This window comes from Pseudomonas sp. BIGb0176 (genome assembly GCF_024810175.1).
GTDB lineage: Bacteria > Pseudomonadota > Gammaproteobacteria > Pseudomonadales > Pseudomonadaceae > Aquipseudomonas > Aquipseudomonas protegens.
Genome location: NZ_JANUEC010000003.1, coordinates 979016 through 996584, shown reverse-complemented (window position 1 = coordinate 996584; position 17569 = coordinate 979016). Strand labels below are relative to the sequence as shown.

Annotated in this window: 15 protein-coding genes; 12 read left to right on the top strand and 3 right to left on the bottom strand. The window is 63.8% G+C overall.

The features are described 5' to 3' along the window. Window positions 1-9 precede the first annotated feature (9 nt). The 3 genes from M2395_RS22765 (at window position 10) to M2395_RS22755 (ending at window position 3013) form a co-directional block, all read left to right on the top strand. Window positions 10-1965 (top strand): acetyl/propionyl/methylcrotonyl-CoA carboxylase subunit alpha, encoded by a 1956-nt coding sequence (locus M2395_RS22765; RefSeq protein ID WP_123431281.1) that lies wholly within the window; start codon window positions 10-12, stop codon window positions 1963-1965. Window positions 1966-2114: 149 nt separating this feature from the next. Next, window positions 2115-2654 carry an exonuclease domain-containing protein gene (locus M2395_RS22760; protein WP_015636499.1) on the top strand — a complete coding sequence of 180 codons (540 nt, stop codon included), beginning with the start codon at window positions 2115-2117 and terminating at the stop codon, window positions 2652-2654. Window positions 2655-2728: 74 nt separating this feature from the next. Continuing rightward, a complete protein-coding gene (locus M2395_RS22755; RefSeq protein ID WP_011062476.1) occupies window positions 2729-3013 on the top strand; it encodes a pyrimidine/purine nucleoside phosphorylase in 285 nt (94 codons plus the stop codon). Between the two features lie 76 nt (window positions 3014-3089). On the opposite strand, the gene M2395_RS22750 is transcribed toward M2395_RS22755, so the two are convergent. After that, window positions 3090-3893, bottom strand: a complete 804-nt coding sequence (locus M2395_RS22750; protein WP_011062477.1) for an MOSC domain-containing protein — start codon at window positions 3891-3893, stop codon at window positions 3090-3092. Window positions 3894-3975: 82 nt separating this feature from the next. Next, a complete protein-coding gene (locus M2395_RS22745) occupies window positions 3976-4911 on the bottom strand; it encodes a chemotaxis protein CheV (protein ID WP_011062478.1) in 936 nt (311 codons plus the stop codon). A 561-nt stretch (window positions 4912-5472) separates the two neighbouring features. On the opposite strand from M2395_RS22745, the gene M2395_RS22740 reads away from it, so the two are divergent. The 3 genes from M2395_RS22740 to M2395_RS22730 all read left to right on the top strand — a co-directional run bounded on the left by M2395_RS22740 (window position 5473) and on the right by M2395_RS22730 (window position 7997). Next, window positions 5473-5910, top strand: coding sequence for a hypothetical protein (locus tag M2395_RS22740; RefSeq protein ID WP_015636500.1), 438 nt, complete (start codon window positions 5473-5475; stop codon window positions 5908-5910). A 537-nt stretch (window positions 5911-6447) separates the two neighbouring features. Then, window positions 6448-7341 (top strand): sensor histidine kinase, encoded by an 894-nt coding sequence (locus tag M2395_RS22735; RefSeq protein WP_011062480.1) that lies wholly within the window; start codon window positions 6448-6450, stop codon window positions 7339-7341. Then, window positions 7338-7997 (top strand): response regulator transcription factor, encoded by a 660-nt coding sequence (locus tag M2395_RS22730; RefSeq protein ID WP_011062481.1) that lies wholly within the window; start codon window positions 7338-7340, stop codon window positions 7995-7997. Before M2395_RS22735 ends, M2395_RS22730 begins: the two co-directional genes overlap by 4 nt. A 1-nt stretch (window position 7998) precedes the next feature. Here the strand turns inward: M2395_RS22730 and yegS are convergent, their stop codons facing one another. After that, a complete protein-coding gene (yegS, locus tag M2395_RS22725; protein ID WP_011062482.1) occupies window positions 7999-8898 on the bottom strand; it encodes a lipid kinase YegS in 900 nt (299 codons plus the stop codon). Between the two features lie 438 nt (window positions 8899-9336). Between yegS and M2395_RS22720 the strand changes: the two genes are divergently transcribed. The 6 genes from M2395_RS22720 (at window position 9337) to M2395_RS22695 (ending at window position 17567) form a co-directional block, all read left to right on the top strand. Beyond that, window positions 9337-10770 carry an undecaprenyl-phosphate glucose phosphotransferase gene (locus M2395_RS22720; protein WP_011062483.1) on the top strand — a complete coding sequence of 478 codons (1434 nt, stop codon included), beginning with the start codon at window positions 9337-9339 and terminating at the stop codon, window positions 10768-10770. After that, window positions 10771-12228, top strand: coding sequence for a mannose-1-phosphate guanylyltransferase/mannose-6-phosphate isomerase (locus M2395_RS22715; protein ID WP_011062484.1), 1458 nt, complete (start codon window positions 10771-10773; stop codon window positions 12226-12228). It abuts the gene before it with no gap. Window positions 12229-12296: 68 nt separating this feature from the next. After that, window positions 12297-13073, top strand: a complete 777-nt coding sequence (locus tag M2395_RS22710; protein ID WP_011062485.1) for a polysaccharide biosynthesis/export family protein — start codon at window positions 12297-12299, stop codon at window positions 13071-13073. An 18-nt stretch (window positions 13074-13091) separates the two neighbouring features. Further along, complete coding sequence (locus tag M2395_RS22705; protein ID WP_123431282.1) at window positions 13092-15086, top strand: lipopolysaccharide biosynthesis protein; 1995 nt, start codon at window positions 13092-13094, stop codon at window positions 15084-15086. Further along, on the top strand, window positions 15086-16282 hold the full coding sequence (locus M2395_RS22700; RefSeq protein WP_011062487.1) for a glycosyltransferase: 1197 nt from the start codon (window positions 15086-15088) through the stop codon (window positions 16280-16282). The genes M2395_RS22705 and M2395_RS22700 overlap by 1 nt, the downstream gene beginning before the upstream one ends. Next, the gene (locus tag M2395_RS22695) at window positions 16272-17567 is read left to right on the top strand and encodes a cellulase family glycosylhydrolase (RefSeq protein WP_065365491.1); all 1296 of its coding nucleotides are present in this window, start codon (window positions 16272-16274) and stop codon (window positions 17565-17567) included. The genes M2395_RS22700 and M2395_RS22695 overlap by 11 nt, the downstream gene beginning before the upstream one ends. Window positions 17568-17569 lie beyond the last annotated feature (2 nt).

Sequence of the window (17569 nt, the reverse complement as noted above, 5' to 3'; positions counted from 1 at the left end):
GGAGCCTGTATGCCCAATTTCAACAAGATCCTGATCGCCAACCGTGGCGAAATCGCCTGCCGCATCCAGCGTACCGCCCAGGCCCTGGGCTATCGCACCGTGGCCGTGTTCAGCGATGCCGATGCCGAGGCCCTGCATGTGCAACTGGCTGACGAAGCGGTGCATATCGGCCCGTCCGCGATACAGCAGTCCTACCTCGACGGCGCCGCGCTGCTGGAAGCGGCACGGCGCACCGGTGCCGACGCCATTCACCCGGGCTACGGCTTTCTTTCGGAAAATGCCGAGTTCGCCGCCGCCTGTGAAAGCGCCGGCCTGGTGTTCATCGGCCCCAGCGCTGCCGCCATCGAGCTGATGGGCAGCAAGCGTCGCTCGAAGATCGCCATGCTCGAAGCCGGCGTGCCGTGCATCCAGGGCTATCAGGGGGCGGAACAGGACGACGCCACCTTGCAGCGCGAAGCCCAGCGCATCGGCTATCCGCTGATGATCAAGGCCAGCGCCGGCGGTGGCGGGCGTGGCATGCGCCTGGTACACCAAGCCGGCCAGTTGCTGGAGCAGATCCGCACGGCCCGCTCCGAAGCCCTGCACGCCTTCGGCAGCGACGAACTGATCCTGGAGCAGGCGCTGATCGAGCCGCGGCACGTGGAGGTGCAGCTGTTCGGCGACGAGCATGGCCAGTTGATCTACCTGGGTGAGCGGGATTGCTCGATCCAGCGCCGCCATCAGAAGGTCATCGAAGAGGCGCCCTGCCCGGTCATGACCCCGGAGCTGCGCCAGGCCATGGGCGAGGCAGCGCTCAAGGCCGGGCGGGCGGTGAACTATGTGGGCGCCGGTACCGTGGAATTCCTCCTGGATGCGAGCGGGCAGTTCTATTTCCTGGAAATGAATACCCGGCTGCAGGTGGAGCACCCGGTCACCGAACTGGTAACGGGCCTGGACCTGGTGGCCCTGCAACTGCAAGTGGCGGCCGGCGAGCCGCTGCCCCTGGGCCAGGAGCAGGTGCGCCTCGACGGCCACGCCATTGAAGTGCGGCTGTATGCCGAGGACCCGGCACAGAACTTCCTGCCGCAGACCGGCCAGATCCTGCGCTGGGAGCCGGCACCAGGGATCCGCACCGACCATGGCTTGCAGGAAGGCCAATGGATCAGCCCGTTCTACGACCCGATGCTGGGCAAGCTGATCGCCCACGGTGCTACCCGCGAAGAGGCGCGGCGCAAGCTGCTGCGTGGCGTCGAGGATTGCGTGCTGCTGGGGCTGGAAAGCAACCGCCGGCTGCTGGCCAACCTGCTGCGCCACCAGGTGTTCGCCAGCGGCCACTTCAGCACCGCCTTCATTGCCGAGCATTTTGCCCAGGACCCGAGCCTGCAACCCCAGGAGCCCACTGCCGAGGAACTGGCCATCGCCGCTGCGCTGTTCCACCACCACAGCGCCAGCGCCCATGGCCCGGCGCTCAATGCCTGGAGCAACAACGCCGGGGTGCCCCTGGACTACCGGCTCGGGGTGCAGGACCGACAATGGTCGCTGCACCTGAACGCACTGCCCTCGGGCGCTGTGCAGGTGCGCCAGGGCGATGGGCTGCTGGAGCTCAAGGTGCGCAGCGCCGATGGCCGGCGGGCCAGCCTGGAGATCAACGGCATTCGCCGCCCGTGCGCCTATCGGCTGGAGGGCGGGGAGCTGTGGCTGAGCAACGCCAAGGGCAGCCTGCACCTGGTGGATCGTACCCATGCCCCGGCCCAGGGCCAGAACACTGCCTCCAGCGGTACGCTCAAGGCGCCCATGGACGGGGCGATCGTCGATGTACTGGTCAGTGAGGGCATGCACGTAAGCAAGGGCCAATTGCTGCTGGTGCTGGAGGCGATGAAGATGGAGCACCCGCTCAAGGCCGGGATCGACGGAGTGATCACCCGGGTCCAGGTCAACCTCGGGGACCAGGTGAAAAACCGCCAGGTACTGGTGGAGGTGGAGTAGCCCGGGCACCTTCCAGCAGATCCAGGCAGACGGGGCATCGGTCGGGACGATGCCCCCTCGATGCGCTCAAGCAGCCGTCCCCCTAGGCGGATGCCTCGGCTTTGGCTACGCTCAAGCCTCTTCAGGATGTTTCAAGGCTGGAATTCGTGATGCCCCACTGGCTGGTAATAGATCTGGAAGCCACGACGGATGAAGGGGGCTGGCCGGTGAGCGAGATGGAAATCATTGAGATCGGCGCCACCCTGGTCAACCGTCAGGGCCGGGAACAGGACCACTTCCAGCGTTTCGTCCGCCCCTTGCGGCGCCCCATGCTGACGCCGTTCTGCCGCGAACTGACCCACATCACCCAGGCCAATATCGACAGCGCCGCGCCCCTGAGCGAGGTCTGGGGCCTGTTCGAGCGCTGGCTCGGCCAGCATCAGCCGCGCCTGGATGGCTGGGCCAGCTGGGGCGACTACGACCGCAAGCAGTTGCAGCTGGAATGGCACAACCAACAGCTGCACAGCCTGCTCAATGAGGTGCCGCACATGAACCTCAAGCAGCGCTTCGCCAAGGCCCGGCGCCTGGAGCGGCCCCTGGGGCTCAATGCAGCCCTGCAACTGGCCGGCATGCAGTTTACCGGCCAGCAGCATCGAGCCCTGGAAGATGCGCGCAATACAGCACGCTTATTACCGCTGATTCTTCCTTGACGGCGGCAGGTGACGGCCCTGAAGGCCTTGTGCATACTGGCCGCCCTTTTTGACCCTTTCTTGAGGAATCGCCCATGTTTAAAGTCAACGAGTACTTCGACGGCACCGTCAAGTCGATTGCCTTCGGCACGGCCGAAGGCCCAGCCACCATTGGCGTCATGGCCCCGGGCGAATACGAGTTCGGCACCGCACAACGGGAAATCATGCACGTGGTCTCCGGCGCCCTTACCGTGCGCCTGCCAGACAGCGCAGACTGGGAAACCTTCCCGGCCGGTAGCCAGTTCAACGTTCCGGCCAACAGCAAGTTCCAGCTCAAAGTCGCAGTGGACACCGCCTACCTGTGCGAATACCGCGGCTGATCGAGCATCGCGGCGTTACCCCGGAATAAAAAATGCCCGTCTCCCAGGAGACGGGCATTTTTCGAGGTGGCACCGGTTATTCGATGACCGTCACCGCCATCCCTACCTGCAAGCGACCGTTGCCATCATTGACCAGGTTCTGGCCGAACATCGCCCCATCGGCCTGGGCCCGGTACTTCTGCAAGGTGGCCAGAGGTTCGCGGTCGGCACTGCGCTCGCCGGTCTGCGGATCGATGGTGGTGAGAATGCAGCGCGAGCATGGCTTGACCACACGGAACTCGACATCGCCGATACGCACGCGTTTCCAGTCGTCCTCGGCAAAGGCCGCACTGCCCTCGACCACCAGGTTCGGTCGAAACCGCAGCATCTCCAGGGGCCGGCCCACGCGAGCGACCAGGTCATCCAGGGAGGCCTGGCCAATCAGCAGCAGGGGAAAACCATCGGCGAAGGCCACCTGGTCATCGTCCCTGCCATAACCGGCGGCGGTGCTCCGTGCCCGCTGCGCAGGAACCTGCACCAGGCGGCTGGGCTTGCCGATGAATTCGCTGACCCAGGCCGCGGCTTCGTCCCCCGCATCGGGAACCCGCAAGGTGTCCTGCCAGATGGTCACGCCGCGCAACGGTGCATCCGCACCCGGCAGCGCTACTTCAAGGGTGGAGTGGCCTGGGGCGCTCAGGGTCAGGCCACCCTGGTCATTCCACAAGGCCGACAGCTGACTCATCCGCGCTACGGCGCGCTGGGTCAGGAAACGCCCGCTGGCCTCATCCACCAGCATCCAGCGGCGATCCCCTTGCAGCCCGAGCTTGTCCAGGCCGATCTGTTGCAGGGTCTCGCCCCTGGCGGATTTCAACGGGTATCGGTAAAGCGCGCTAAGACGCATGTCCAGCTCCCTGTATGGGCAAAAGCGCTCACCCTATACCAGCATTTAGCCGAAACAAAGGAGCGCCGGCGCAAGGCCCGTGTCAGGCGTCGGCTTCGTCCAGCATCAGCCGTTGGCGGACCACGTCCACCAGCTTGTCCGGCTGGAACTTGGACAGGAAGTTGTCGCAACCGACCTTCTTCACCATCGATTCGTTGAAGCTGCCGGACAAGGACGTGTGCAGCACCACATAAAGCCCGCGCAAACGCGGATCGTTGCGGATCTCGGTGGTCAGGCGGTAGCCGTCCATTTCCGGCATTTCCGCATCGGTGAACACCATCAGCAGCTTGTCGGTCATCACCACGTCGGTGTCGGCCCAGGCCTTGAGCATGTTCAGGGCCTTGAGGCCATCACTGGCGATGTGCATCTTGACCCCGAGCTGGCCGAGGGTGTCGCGCAATTGCGAGAGGGCCACGTTGGAGTCGTCCACTAGCAGCACTTCGCGGCCACGGGCACGCTCCAACACCGGATCTTCCAGCTTGTCCCGGGAAACCTTGGCGTTGTAGGGCACGATTTCCGCCAGGACCTTTTCCACGTCGATGATTTCCACCAACTGGTCATCGACCTTGCTGATGGCGGTCAGGTAATGCTGGCGCCCGGCGCTGGTGGGCGGCGGCATGATGGCTTCCCAGTTCATGTTGACGATGCGGTCCACGCCACCGACCAGGAACGCCTGCACCGAGCGGTTGTACTCGGTAACGATGATGGTGCTGTTGGGGCCCGGGACCAGCGGGCGCATGCCAATGGCCTGGGACAGATCGATGACCGGCAGGGTCTGCCCGCGCAGATTGACCACCCCACAGACAAAGGGATGGCGCTGAGGCATCAGCGTCAGCTTCGGCAGTTGCAGCACTTCCTGGACCTTGAACACGTTGATCGCGAACAGTTGCCGGCCGGCCAGGCGGAACATGAGGATTTCCAGGCGATTCTCACCCACCAGTTGCGTGCGTTGATCTACCGTGTCGAGAATGCCGGCCATTAATGACTCCTGGGCTTGTTCTGATGAATTCACTAAAGACAGATATCGGCCGGGTCTGCCGTATCTTGACCCGCATGCAAATTGCCACACAAAGCCGTTGATGTCACATTAACATCATGCTTTACTGGCGCGGTCAATTCAGCACCACCCTCTGCGCCGGCCAGACCTCTATTTCGGTGCAAGGTTCCCGTGCCTAGGGGAATCCCCTATCAACAATCAGGACCAGCCTGATATTCGCGATATCCAATAGCCATTAATGTGACGCCATTCTCATTGCATGAACGGAGTCAGGCTTTTGTTTTTGATCGCAGAAAGGTGGCTTGGCCCCCTTTCAAGCCCCACTACCCTCGCTCATCCTGCCCCAGCGCGCTTGCGCCGCCTTGCTGTGGCCGGCATGCGCGCACGGACCGGGTTCGAGGCCACTCGACTCGCTCGGCAGGCTGCGACCGCAGGCAAGCATTCAGCTATAACGTCAATCCAGCTGCACCTATCGCGTCCAACTTGCAAACCGTTCAGCCAACGCCCTATCAAGCCATCGGACACGCAGTCATGGAGATAAGCATGCTAAAGGACGGCCACGAGTGCGCCACACCGCTGCCCGAGTTCCTGCTTGAAGCCCAGGCCCTGCTGGCCAGATCGGAAGACTGCCTGAGCCACCTGCACCTGATCAGAAACGATGAAGAAGCCATCAACTGCCTGCTCGCCAGCCTGCTGAGCCTGGCCCAGGCCGCGGCCCGCCACGCAGTCAGCCCGCTGGCCGAATTCTCCCTGCATATTCATGGCGTGCTCAAGCGCACCCCCCATCCCCTGGACCTCAACGATCCGATCCTCGACGCCTTGAAGAGCTGCCTGACGCTGATGGCCTGGCAACTGGAACTGATCGACCCACGCAACGGCCAGCTCAATCTGGACGACAGCGAACAAGTCATGCTGATCGAAGAACTGACAGAGCAAGTGGGACAAAACTGTAACTGCACATATCCATCTTGCAGCCACTGAAGTTGTATTTATCCGGCGGGGCAGCGGATAAAACTCTCGCCAATCACCGCCCTACTGCACAACATCGACAAAATATCGGGCCAACTGCCAAGCACCCGGTCGTTATTGATTAATTCATACCCAAGAGCGACATCAATCACTCCATAAAGCCAACTAGCAAGGTCACCGGGACTTGCTGTTCAACGCGCTGTGCATGCGGGCAAACCCGCTCCCCAGCACACTTTGCGCGATGTTCGGGCGCACGTGGCGCCAATGGTACCGACGTACCGCTACCCTCCAGTTCCTGACTCTGAAGTCCTATATGACTGAGCGTATAAACGCGACCGACGGTATCTTCGGTGGTATTATGCGGCGCATAAACGGACACAGTTAATGGCACATTGATTCCAATGGCGGCAGTTACTACTCAGCCTGTACAACACGAACAGACAGCGTTGATTGAAACCGGGTATTCAAAGAGCACCGTTTCCCAAACAAGCCTCGTCATCCATACTTGACCGGGCTCTTCGCAGCGAACATCCATTGGCTCCATCCGCTATGTACGCCAGCCTCAAGTCATTCTTCTCTTGGCCCCCCTCCCGTGATCACCTGCGCTGGCTCAGCCTGTTGCTGTGCTCCTGCTCGACCCTGGCCAGTGTGCTGGTCTACTGGCTGGGCCGGCCTCTGCCTCTGGGGTTGCTGGTCATCAACGTGGCGGCGCTGGCCTGCATCTGGATGCAATACGGTTATTCGCGCAAATCCATCCGCTTCCAGCCCCAGGAACTCGCCGAACGCCTGCTGGAGGTCAAGGAAAACGAACGGCACCGTCTGAGCCGTGAACTGCATGACGACATCGGCCAACTGCTGACCGCCGCCAAGCTGCAGACCGACTGGCTCAAGCGCCGCCTGCCGGACGAACTGCAAGAACATTGCGCGGTGCTGGGCACCACCCTGGAAGAGACCCTGGCCAAGGTGCGGGACGTCTCCGCCATCCTCAACCCGCGGCAACTGGCCAGCCTCGGGCTGGAAGCCAGCCTGCGCGCCCACCTGCTCAAGACCCTGGAAAACACCTCGGTGCACTGGAGCCTGGAGTGCCACCAGCGCCTGGCGGGCATTCCCGAGGAAATGGCCGTCGCAGCGTTTCGCATCACCCAGGAAGCAGTAACCAACATCCTGCGCCACGCCCAGGCGAAAAACCTGCTGGTACGCCTGCAACGACTGCCCGAAGGCCTGTCGCTGTTCATCAGCGATGATGGCCAGGGTTTCGCACCGGCCAGCGACCCGGGCGCCCAGGGCCAGCGCGGCATGGCCGGAATGCAGGAACGAATCAGTCAGTTGGGCGGCCTGTTGAAGGTCACCAGCGAGGCCGACCAAGGCACACAGATCGAAGCACTCTTTCCCTGGGCCCCTCGCACTCTGGAGCGGGCCAGCACGAATAAGGTTTTACATTGACCTGTAATTTACTCTTGGTGGATGACCACTCGCTCATCAGGGCTGGCGTGCGTGCCCTGGTCATGGACATTCCCGGATACGCGGTGATCGGTGAAGCGGATGACGGCTCGTTCCTGCTGGAAATGGTCGAAAGGCTGCATCCGGACATCATCCTGCTGGACCTGTCGATGAAACACACCGGCGGCCTCGACGCCCTGCGCCGGCTCAAGGCGCTCCACCCGCAGAGCAAGGTGCTGATCCTGTCGATGCACACCGACCCGGCCCTGATCATGCAGGCCCTGGAATGCGGCGCCCACGGCTACCTGCTCAAGGACACCACCGCCACAGAACTCGAGCACGCCCTCCAGGCCCTGCGCAACAATGAACGCTACCTGAGCCCGGCCATCGCCCACACGGTGATCAACCAGGCCCTGACCCGGGCTCAGAAGCAACCTCCGCCACCGGAGCAGAACCACAACCTGACGGCCCGCCAGCTGGAAATCCTGCGGCTGATCGTGCGCGGCAAATCCACCCGGGAGATCGCCCTGGGCCTGGGCCTGAGCATCAAGACCGTGGAAACCCACCGCTCGCAGATCATGAAGCGCCTGCAGATCTTCGACGTTGCCGGGCTGGTGCTGTTCGCCGTGCGCGAACGCATCATCAGCCTCGACGACTGACTCAGCGGGCGCCTCCCAGCAGCGGCGAATCCTCGGGCAGATGCACCCGCAACGCGCCAGGACGGGCGGTGAAACGCAAGGTATCGCCCTGCAGCGGCTCGCCGTCGAGGTTGATGTCCAGGCCTCGGGACGCCTTGATCTCGACCCAGGGCAGGCGTGCCCGGACAAACAGATTGTCGATCCCCAACCCGCCCGCCAGCAGGTTCTTCAGCGTGCCGACCAGTTCCTGGGGCGCCGGCAGGATGCTGATATCCAGCAAGCCGTCATCGGCCAGGGCCCCCGGGCACAACTCGTGCCCGCCGCCCGCTTGACGGCCGTTGCCGATGCCCAGGGCCAGAAGTTCGCCATGCCAGTGGAAACCCGGCCCCTGCAACTCGCCATAGGCCGCGCTCAGCTCGGCAAAACGTGACAGACCGGTGAACAGGTAGGCCGCGCCCCCCAGGACCTTCTTCAAATCCTCCGAGGTGTTGGCGGTGACCTGGCTGCCAAAGCCGCCCGTGGCCATGTTGAGGAACATCTGCCCGCCGACCTCCCCCAGGTCGATCGCCCGCGCCGGCACATCCAGCAGGTCCAGGGCCGCCGCCGGGGTCAGCGGCACGCCGGCAGCCCGGGCAAAGTCGTTGGCCGTGCCCAGCGGCAACAGCACCAGGCTGGCCGGGGCGTCGGCATTGGCCAGGGCTTCGGCGATGTCCCGCAGGGTGCCGTCGCCGCCGCCGGCAATCAGCCGGGTATGGCCGGCAGCCAATGCCTCCTGCACCAGGCGCTGGGCATCCCCCGCCTCCCAGGTCAGGCGCACCTGCAAGTCCCAGCCGGCGGCGCGCCGGGCCTCGACGGCCGCGCGCACCTCCTCGTTGAGGGCCTGTTTGCCGTGCAGTATCAACAATGCCTTGCGCTCACTCATCAGCCCTGACTCCGGTTATGGATTCCATGAAGGATGTTGACCCTGCCGCCCGCCGAAAAAGTCTGTCGTCGGAATTTATTTTTTTGCCGGAAGCAGTCTGGCCATGGCCCCCCGGCAATCCGGCAGCTTAGCCGCAGGGAGGCAGGGATTCGTCCGGCACGGTCCGGCTTTCAATTAGCGGGTCGTTGTTTCATGAGCTTTACTGACCCCTGTCGTTTAGATGAGGAAGTGCAGGTCATCACCTTGACCGGCGCCGGGGGCCCCACCTGAATACGCAGAGGGCACGGTTTTCCCACTTGAATGCCGACCACGCCTGGGGATGAAGGGACGTGGCTTTTTTCGGTGCCGGGACCAGACGATGGGAAGTCGCAAACATTGCGAACTTCCTCGCGATCTCTCCAGTCAACCGGTGTGCCTTAGGTCGAGGGAATTGATCTTATGCGGTTGCAACCTGTAGACAGCCTGTTACTGACTCGCCCCAGCATGGTCGAGTACTTCCTGTTCGGCATCCGTGTGGTTCATGGGCTGACTGCAATCCTTCCCGGGCTGTTGCTGATCCTGCTGTCCAACAACAGCCAGGAAGCCTTGAAAAGCGACCTGACCCTGCTGGTGTTCTTCGCCCTCATCAGCGTGCTGATCTTCCAGGCCCTGGGGGTGTACGCCGAATCCATCTTCAGCAACCAGCTGCGCTTCCAGCTGACCCTCTTCGCCTGGGCCTCGTCCTTTTGCGTGCTGCTGTTCATGCATCACTCGATGCAGATGTTCAACACCATCGGCAACCCCGAGCTGTTCGGCTGGTTTGCCGGCAGCTTCGTGCTGTTCGGCATCGAGCGCCTGGTGCTGCTGACCCTGTTCCAGCAGTTGATGCAGCGCGGCGTGTTCCTGCAGAACGCGGTGATTCTCGGCGCCACGGAAAACGGCCAGCGCCTGGCCGAATACCTGGCCCAGCATCAGGACATCCGCTCCGGAGTGACCGGTTTCATCGACGACCGCATCGGCCGCCTGCCCAAGACCCTGTGCAACCTGCCGCTGCTGGGCAACTCCAGCGACCTGGAACGGCTGATCCGCGAGGAAAAGGTTACCCAGGTCCTGGTGGCGCTGCCCTGGTCGGCGGAAAACCGCATGGCCTATGTCATCCGCGAGCTGCGAAGGCTGCCGGTGAACGTGCTGCTGGTGCCCGACATGGTGGCCTTCCGGCACGCCCACAACCGCATCACCGAAGTCGCCAACCTGCCGATGTTCAACGCCTCCGAAGTGCCGTTGCGGGGCTGGTCGCCGTTCTTCAAGCGCCTGGAAGACATGGTGCTGTCGAGCATCGCCCTGGTGCTGCTGTCGCCGGTGATGCTGCTGGTGGCACTGGCGATCAAGCTGGACTCCAGCGGCCCGGTGCTGTTCAAGCAGAAGCGCTACGGCTACAACAACCGGCTGATCGAGGTCTACAAGTTCCGCTCGATGCACCAGCACATGGCCGACGCCCATGCCGAAAAGCAGACCACCCGGGGCGACCCGCGCATCACCCGGGTCGGGCGCTTCATTCGCAAGACCAGCCTCGATGAACTACCCCAGCTGTTCAATGTGTTCGGCGGCAGCATGTCCATGGTCGGGCCGCGCCCCCATGCCACCGCGACCAAGGCCGCCGGCATTCTCTTCGAAGAAGCGGTCAAGGAGTACACCTCGCGCCACCGGGTCAAGCCGGGGATCACCGGCCTGGCGCAGATCAACGGCTATCGGGGCGAAACCGATACCCTGGAAAAAATCGAGAAACGTGTCGAGTTCGACCTGGAATACATTGAAAACTGGTCGGTCTGGTTCGACCTGTACATCCTCTTCCGCACTGTTCCGTCCGTGATCATGACCCGCGAGGCCTTCTGAATGAGCACACTCATTCCCTGCATCATTGCTGGCGGCGCCGGCACCCGCCTGTGGCCGGTATCCCGCGAGGCGATGCCCAAGCCCTTCATGCGCCTGCCAGACGGCGAAAGCCTGCTGCAGAAAACCTTCGTGCGCGCCACCGCGCTCAAGGACGTCGGCCGCCTGTTGACGGTGACCAACCGCGAGGTGTTCTTTCGCACCCTCGACGACTATCGCCTGCTGAACAAGGCCAGGGTGGAGCTGGACTTCATCCTTGAGCCGTTCGGGCGCAACACCGCACCGGCCATCGCTGCCGCCGCCCTGCACGTGAGCCGCCTGTATGGCGATGATGCACAGCTGCTGGTGCTGCCCGCCGACCACCTGATCAAGGATGTGCAGGCTTTCGCCAACGCCGTGGACAGCGCCCGGCAATTGGCCGAGCAAGGCTGGCTGGTGACCTTCGGCCTGGTGCCCACCCACGCCGAGACCGGCTTTGGCTATATCGAGAAAGGCCAGGGCCTGAACAAGGACAGCTTCCAGGTCAGCCGCTTCGTCGAAAAACCCGACGCCGCCACCGCCCAGCGTTATGTCGATGGCGGCCTGCACCTGTGGAACGGCGGGATGTTCTGCATGCGTGCCGACGTGATCCTGCAGGAACTGCGCGAGTTCGTGCCCGAGGTGGTCAGCGCCGTCGAACACTGCCTGGAGCAGAGCCACCGCAAGGAGGGCAAGCACGAACTGCAAGTGGAGCTGGATGGCGACAGCTTTGCCCAGGCCCCGGACATCTCCATCGACTACGCGGTGATGGAGCGCTCGAAGAAAGTCGCCGTGGTGCCCTGCCAGCTGGGCTGGAGCGACATCGGCTCCTGGCAGGCAGTGCGCGAGCTGACCCCGGCGGACGAACATGGCAACCAGTGCAACGGCGAGACCGTGCTGCACGATGTCAGCAACTGCTATATCGACTCGCGCAAGCGCCTGGTGGGCGGGGTCGGGCTGAACAACCTGATCATCATCGACACTCCGGACGCCCTGCTGGTGGCCGACGGCAACCGCAGCCAGGACGTCAAGCTGATCGCCCAGGAACTCAAGCGCCTGGGCCACGACGCCTACAAGCTGCACCGCACCGTGACCCGTCCCTGGGGCACCTACACCGTGCTCGAGGAAGGGCCGCGCTTCAAGATCAAACGCATCATGGTCAAGCCCAATGCCTCGCTGTCGCTGCAGATGCACCACCACCGCAGCGAACACTGGATCGTGGTCAGCGGCATGGCCCTGGTCACCAATGGCGAGGACGAATTCCTGCTCAATACCAACGAGTCGACCTTCATCAAGCCCGGCCGCACTCACCGCCTGGTCAATCCCGGGGTGATCGACCTGGTGATGATCGAAGTACAGAGCGGGGAGTACCTCGGCGAAGACGACATTGTGCGCTTCAACGACATTTACGGGCGGGCTCCCGCCGAAGCCGCCAAGACCTGAACTGACGCTCCAAGCAGCAATCTGGCCCGACAGGGAGTTGTGACTATGCACGCCAGGAAGACCGCTCGATGAAAAGACTCCTGCTGATTTCCAGTGTTCTCATGCTCTGCGCCTGCTCCATTCCGGCAAAGGTGGAACTGCCGCCCAGCCAGGACCTGGAGGCCGCCCATCGGGCCGGTGATGCCCTGGCCGGCCAGCCGTTGCCGCCCCAGCGGATTCGCCCGGGGGACACCCTGCGCATCGTCCGCAACACTGGTGAGGCGCCATCGATCTCGGCCTTCACCGCCAACTCGATCTACGAACTCACGCTGTTCACCGTGCTCAACGATGGCACCTTCGCCTATCCCTATGCCGGGCAGGTCAAGGCCGCGGGGCTGACTCCGCAGCAACTGACCCAGGTCCTGGAAAACAAGCTGAAGAACATCTACCAGGACTCGGCACTGACCGTGAACATCAACCAGGCACCGGGCAACACCGTGTTCGTCGGCGGCTCGGTACGCAACCCGGCGTCCCTGCCGGTGACCGTGACCACCACCCTGGAGCAGGCGATCGTCGGCGCTGGCGGCCTGCTGTCGGTGGGCGACAGCCGCAATATCGCCCTGCTGCGCGAGGGCGAGGACGGTCGCTACAAGACCTACTTTTTCGACTACCGAAAATTCATGATCGCCGGCAACGCCGGAGCCGCGCCGGTGCTGCTGCAACGCGGCGACGTGGTGTTCGTGCCCAAGTCCAGCGTCGGCAACGGCATTGAATGGGTGGATGTGTACCTCAACCAGTTGATTCCGTTCACCAAGTCGATCGGCATCGGGGCGAGTTACGAAATCAATCGCCAGTCGGCCAACTGATCGCCAAGGACAGCACTCATGATCAATATCCGTTCCTTTCGCGATCTGCTGCGGTTGTTCTTCATCTTCAAGCGCGAGGTCAAGATCACCGTCCTGGTGACCTTCGTCATCATCCTGCTGGGGGCTTTCTTGCTGCCCAACCGCTTCGAATCCACCGCCCTGCTGCTGGTCAAGCCCGGACGCGACACCAGCACCCTGCCGATCGAGATCGCCGATCGCCAGGCTGTGGTGATTCCCAGCGCCCAGCGTGATCCGATCATCGATGAGGAGCGCATCCTCGGCGGCGAGCCCATCGCCCGCAAAGTGGCGGAAAAGTACCTCGACGACCTGTCCCGCCAGCCCCAACCAAGTGGTGCCCTGGCCACCCTCAAGAACGCAGTGAAAGGCGCGGTGGAAGGCATCGTCGACCTGCTGCGCGGGGCCCTGCAACTGGTGGGCCTGGTGGAGAAGCAGACCCCGGTGGAACGCCTGACCGAACGCATGTTGAAAAGCTTCAGCGTGACCCACGCCGCAGGCTCCTCGGTGATGGAAGTGAGCTTTACCTGGAACGACCCCAAAGTGGCCCAGACAGTGGTCAAGAGCTGGATCGAGCAGTACCAGCAGGAACGCGCGCAAACCCTCGGGCGCAAAAGCCTGTACGCCTTCTATGAAACCGAAAGTGGCGCCACCAACCAGCGCATCCTCGGCTACAAGAAGCAGATCGCCGACTACCTGAACCAACTGGGGGCGGTGAGCATCGAGGAGCGCCTGAACGATATCTCGCGCAACCTCAACAACCTCAAGGGCGAACACCTCAATACCACCCGAGCAGTGGCGTCCACTCGCAGCGGCCTGGAGACCATCCAGAAGCAGCTCAACAGCATGAAGAAAGAAATCAGCATCGGCCGCCAGATGAGCCTCAACCCGGACCGCCAGGACCTGCAGCAGCGGATCAACGCTAAGCAGATCGAGCGTCAGGAAATGCTCCGCACCTTCAAGGAAGGCGCCCCTCCGGTCCGCGCCATGGATGCGGCAATCGCCAACCTGCAAGCCTTGCTGAAATCGGAAAGCGGCACTGTGCAACGCAGCGAAAACCTGGCCCCGAACCCGGTCTATACCCGCCTGCAGAACAGCTTCGCCGACCAGCAGGCCAGCCTCAGCCGCCTGCAGACCCAGGCCGCCCAGCAGGAAACCCAGTTGCTCAAGCTCGAACAGGAACGGCGCCAGGCGCTGGCCGTGGAACCTGAACTGGCACGCCTGCAACGGGAACTGAGCGCGGCGGAGAAAAGCTTCGCGCTGTACAGCGACAGCACCGAGAAAGCCCGCATCGACCGCGAGCTGGACCAGAGCCAGATCAGCAACATCGCGGTGATCGAAGAAGCCACCTTCAAACCCAGCCGGGTCTTTCCCAAGAGCCTGAGCATGCTGCTCGCCGCCATCCCCCTGAGCCTGGCGGTGGGCCTGCTGGCGCTGTACTTCTTCTATCTGCTGGACCAGCGCATCCATGACGGCGACCAGATCGAGGAGCGCTTCGGGGTCAAGGTCTGGACCAGCCTGCAGGACCTCGACAGCCACCTGCCGCAACGCAACAGCGCCTTCACCGCCAGCCTCTACCGCCTGTACGGCATCCTGCCCCTCAAGCAGGTGGCGCTGCAGGGGCTGGCGATCGGCCTGACCTCGGCACGCCGCGGCGAAGGCGTGAGCTTCGTCACCGCGCACCTGCGCGACCTGCTCCAGGAGCGCGGGCACGTGGTGCGGGTCAATGGCGCACCCAACGCGGTGCCCGGCGAAATCGTCCTGCTGGAAGCCTCGGGCTTCTTCTCCAACCAGGAAGCCTTCGTCAGCCTGCGCGAGGCCGACCTGATCGCCCTGATCGTCGAAGCCGAAACCACCACGGTGCCCGTGCTGCAAAACGCCCTGTCGATTCTCACCACCGCCTTCAAGCGGGTCGACGGCATCATCATCAACCGCCGGCGCTTCGGCATCCCGGAGAACGTGCTGAACTTCCTGGCGCGGATCAGGAGCCCCCACTGATGCACATTGCCCTGCTGGCACCCATGCCTCCCGAGCAGAACGGCATTGCCGACTACGCCGCGCACCTGCGCGCCGCGCTGGAAGGCCTGGGGCTGAAAGTCAGCACGCCCCTGGCCGGGCTGGGCAACGACCCGCAACGCGCCATCGAGCGGGTGGCGCACAGTGACTGGCAGGGGATCGACCTGGTGCACGCCGAGCTGGGCGGTGGCCGGCTGGCGGAGTTTCATGCCCTCAAGGCGTTGCGCGAGCGTTTCCCCAGCCTGCCGCTGAGCGCCACGGTGCACGACCCCGAACGCCTGGTCTGGCGCCGGGCCAGCCTGCCCTGGCCGCTGTCCCTGGCCACGCGGCTGCCCTCACCGCTGCCACAGATCGCCACGGTACTGACCGACCCCTTGTGCCTGCACGAAGAAAAGCAGCTGGCCCGCAGCCTCACCCGGCTGATCACCCTGACCCACGCCGGCGGCGCCTGCCTGCGCCAGCGCATGGGGTTGCGTGCGGAGCAGATGGTGGTGATCCCCCACGGCAACCTGGCCATCCCCGCCCGGCCGCTGCCGCCGCTGAGCCCGTTGAGGCTGCTGTATTTCGGCTTCATCTACCGCGGCAAGGGCATCGAGGATCTGCTGGATGCACTGGCCATGGCCTTCGCCCAGCAACCAGCAATGCGCGAGCGCATGCGCCTGACCCTGGCCGGGGGCAGTGAACCGGAAATGGCCTTCGGCAGCGCCGGCAGCTACCTCGACCAGTTGCGCCAGCACATCCAGCGCCTGAACCTGCAGGACAGCATCGACTGGCAACTGGACCTGCCGGCCACGGACATTCCTAAGGTGATCCAGGCCCACCACGTGATGGTCCTGCCCTACCGCGAGTCGAGCAAGCTCAAGCTCCTGGGCACGCTGCGGGGGACCAGCGGCGCCTTGTCCTGGGCGGTGGCCTGCGGCCGCGGCGCCATCACCTCCGACGCCCGCTCCTTCGCCGAAGAGGTGGCCCAGGACAACGGCGTGATCTTTCCCCAGGGCAACGTCGCCGCCCTGGCCGCCGAACTCAGCCACTTGTGCGCCAGCCCGGAACGGGTGGAGCGCTGGGCCGAGCACGCCGCGGTGATCGGCTCCCGGCGGGTCTGGAGCCATACCGCCGAGCGCTTTGCCCGGGTGTTCAGCGATGCCTGTGGAGGCCCGGCCCATGCCTATGCGACGTAGCTCGGCGATTGCCCTGCTAGTGCTCGCCTGCCTGTCCTGGAACGCCCTGGCGGATACCACCCTGCGCGCGCCGCGAGCGGTGGTGTGGAAGGATTTTCTCGGGGTCAACGCGCAGTTCCAGTACTTCACCCCCGGCGTCTACCAGAAGCAAATGGACCGGCTCGATGCCCTGGGCCTGAGCTGGGTCCGCCTGGCCATTCACTGGGCCATGATCGAACCCAGCGAGAATGACCTGCAGCTGGACACCCTGGACGCCGCGATGAACGCCATGCAGGGCCGCCAGTACCGGGTCCTGGCCTACATGGTGGGTTCGGCGCCCTTCGCCGCCAACGTGCCCAGCGGCTCACCCCCTTCCGACCAGTACCCGCCCAAGGACTTCAACGTCTTCGCCCAGCGCATGAAAATGCTCGCCCAGCGTTATCCCCAGGTGAACACCTGGCAGGTGTGGAACGAACCCAACATCGTCTGGCTGCCCAAGGAAGACCCCGACGCCTACGACCAGTTGCTCACGACCACCACCAGCGCCATTCGCGCGGCGATTCCCGACAAGCCTGTAGCGACCGCGGGCATGGCCTACTACAGCCAGATGCGCAGCACCCCGGGGCTGATGCTCGAAGACCTGCTGCAACAGGGCCTGGGCACGGAAAACCTGATTGCCGCCTACCACCCCTATTCCGAGCTCCCGGAAGGCGACGATGCCGCGGCCCAGGATTTCCTCGTACGCGGCAACTTCCTCAACAACGCGCTGCACAGCCAGGGCGTGCAACAGGTCTGGGCCACCGAGTGGGGCTGGTCGAGCTACACCAGCGGAGCCCGGGAAATGCAGGCGATGATCGGCGTCAACGGCCAGGCCGACTACACCCTGCGCCGCCTGGCCCTGATGGCGGCCATGGACTACCAGCGGATCTTCCTGTTCAACCTCAGCGACCTGGATGCCCGCGCCAGCAACCGCGACCAGTCCTACGGGCTGGTGGACCTGGCCGGCGAACCCAAGCCGGTCTACAACGCCCTCAAGTATTTTCTCGACACCACCGGGCCGAGCCTGGCCCCGGCTGATCCCCCCGGCCTGAGCAACGCCCCGAGCGACTTGTACAGCATCGCCTGGACCCGGCCCGACGGCTCCCACGTCTGGATGTTCTGGAGCGCCAGCGGCGCCAGCCTGCAGGTTCCCGGGCTCAACGCGGCCACGCTGCATGATCCGCTGACCGGCACCCGCACCGAGCTGAGCGGGCAAGCGGGCCTGAGCGTGCCGTTGAAAACCAGCCTGCAACTGTTGGTGTGGTGAGC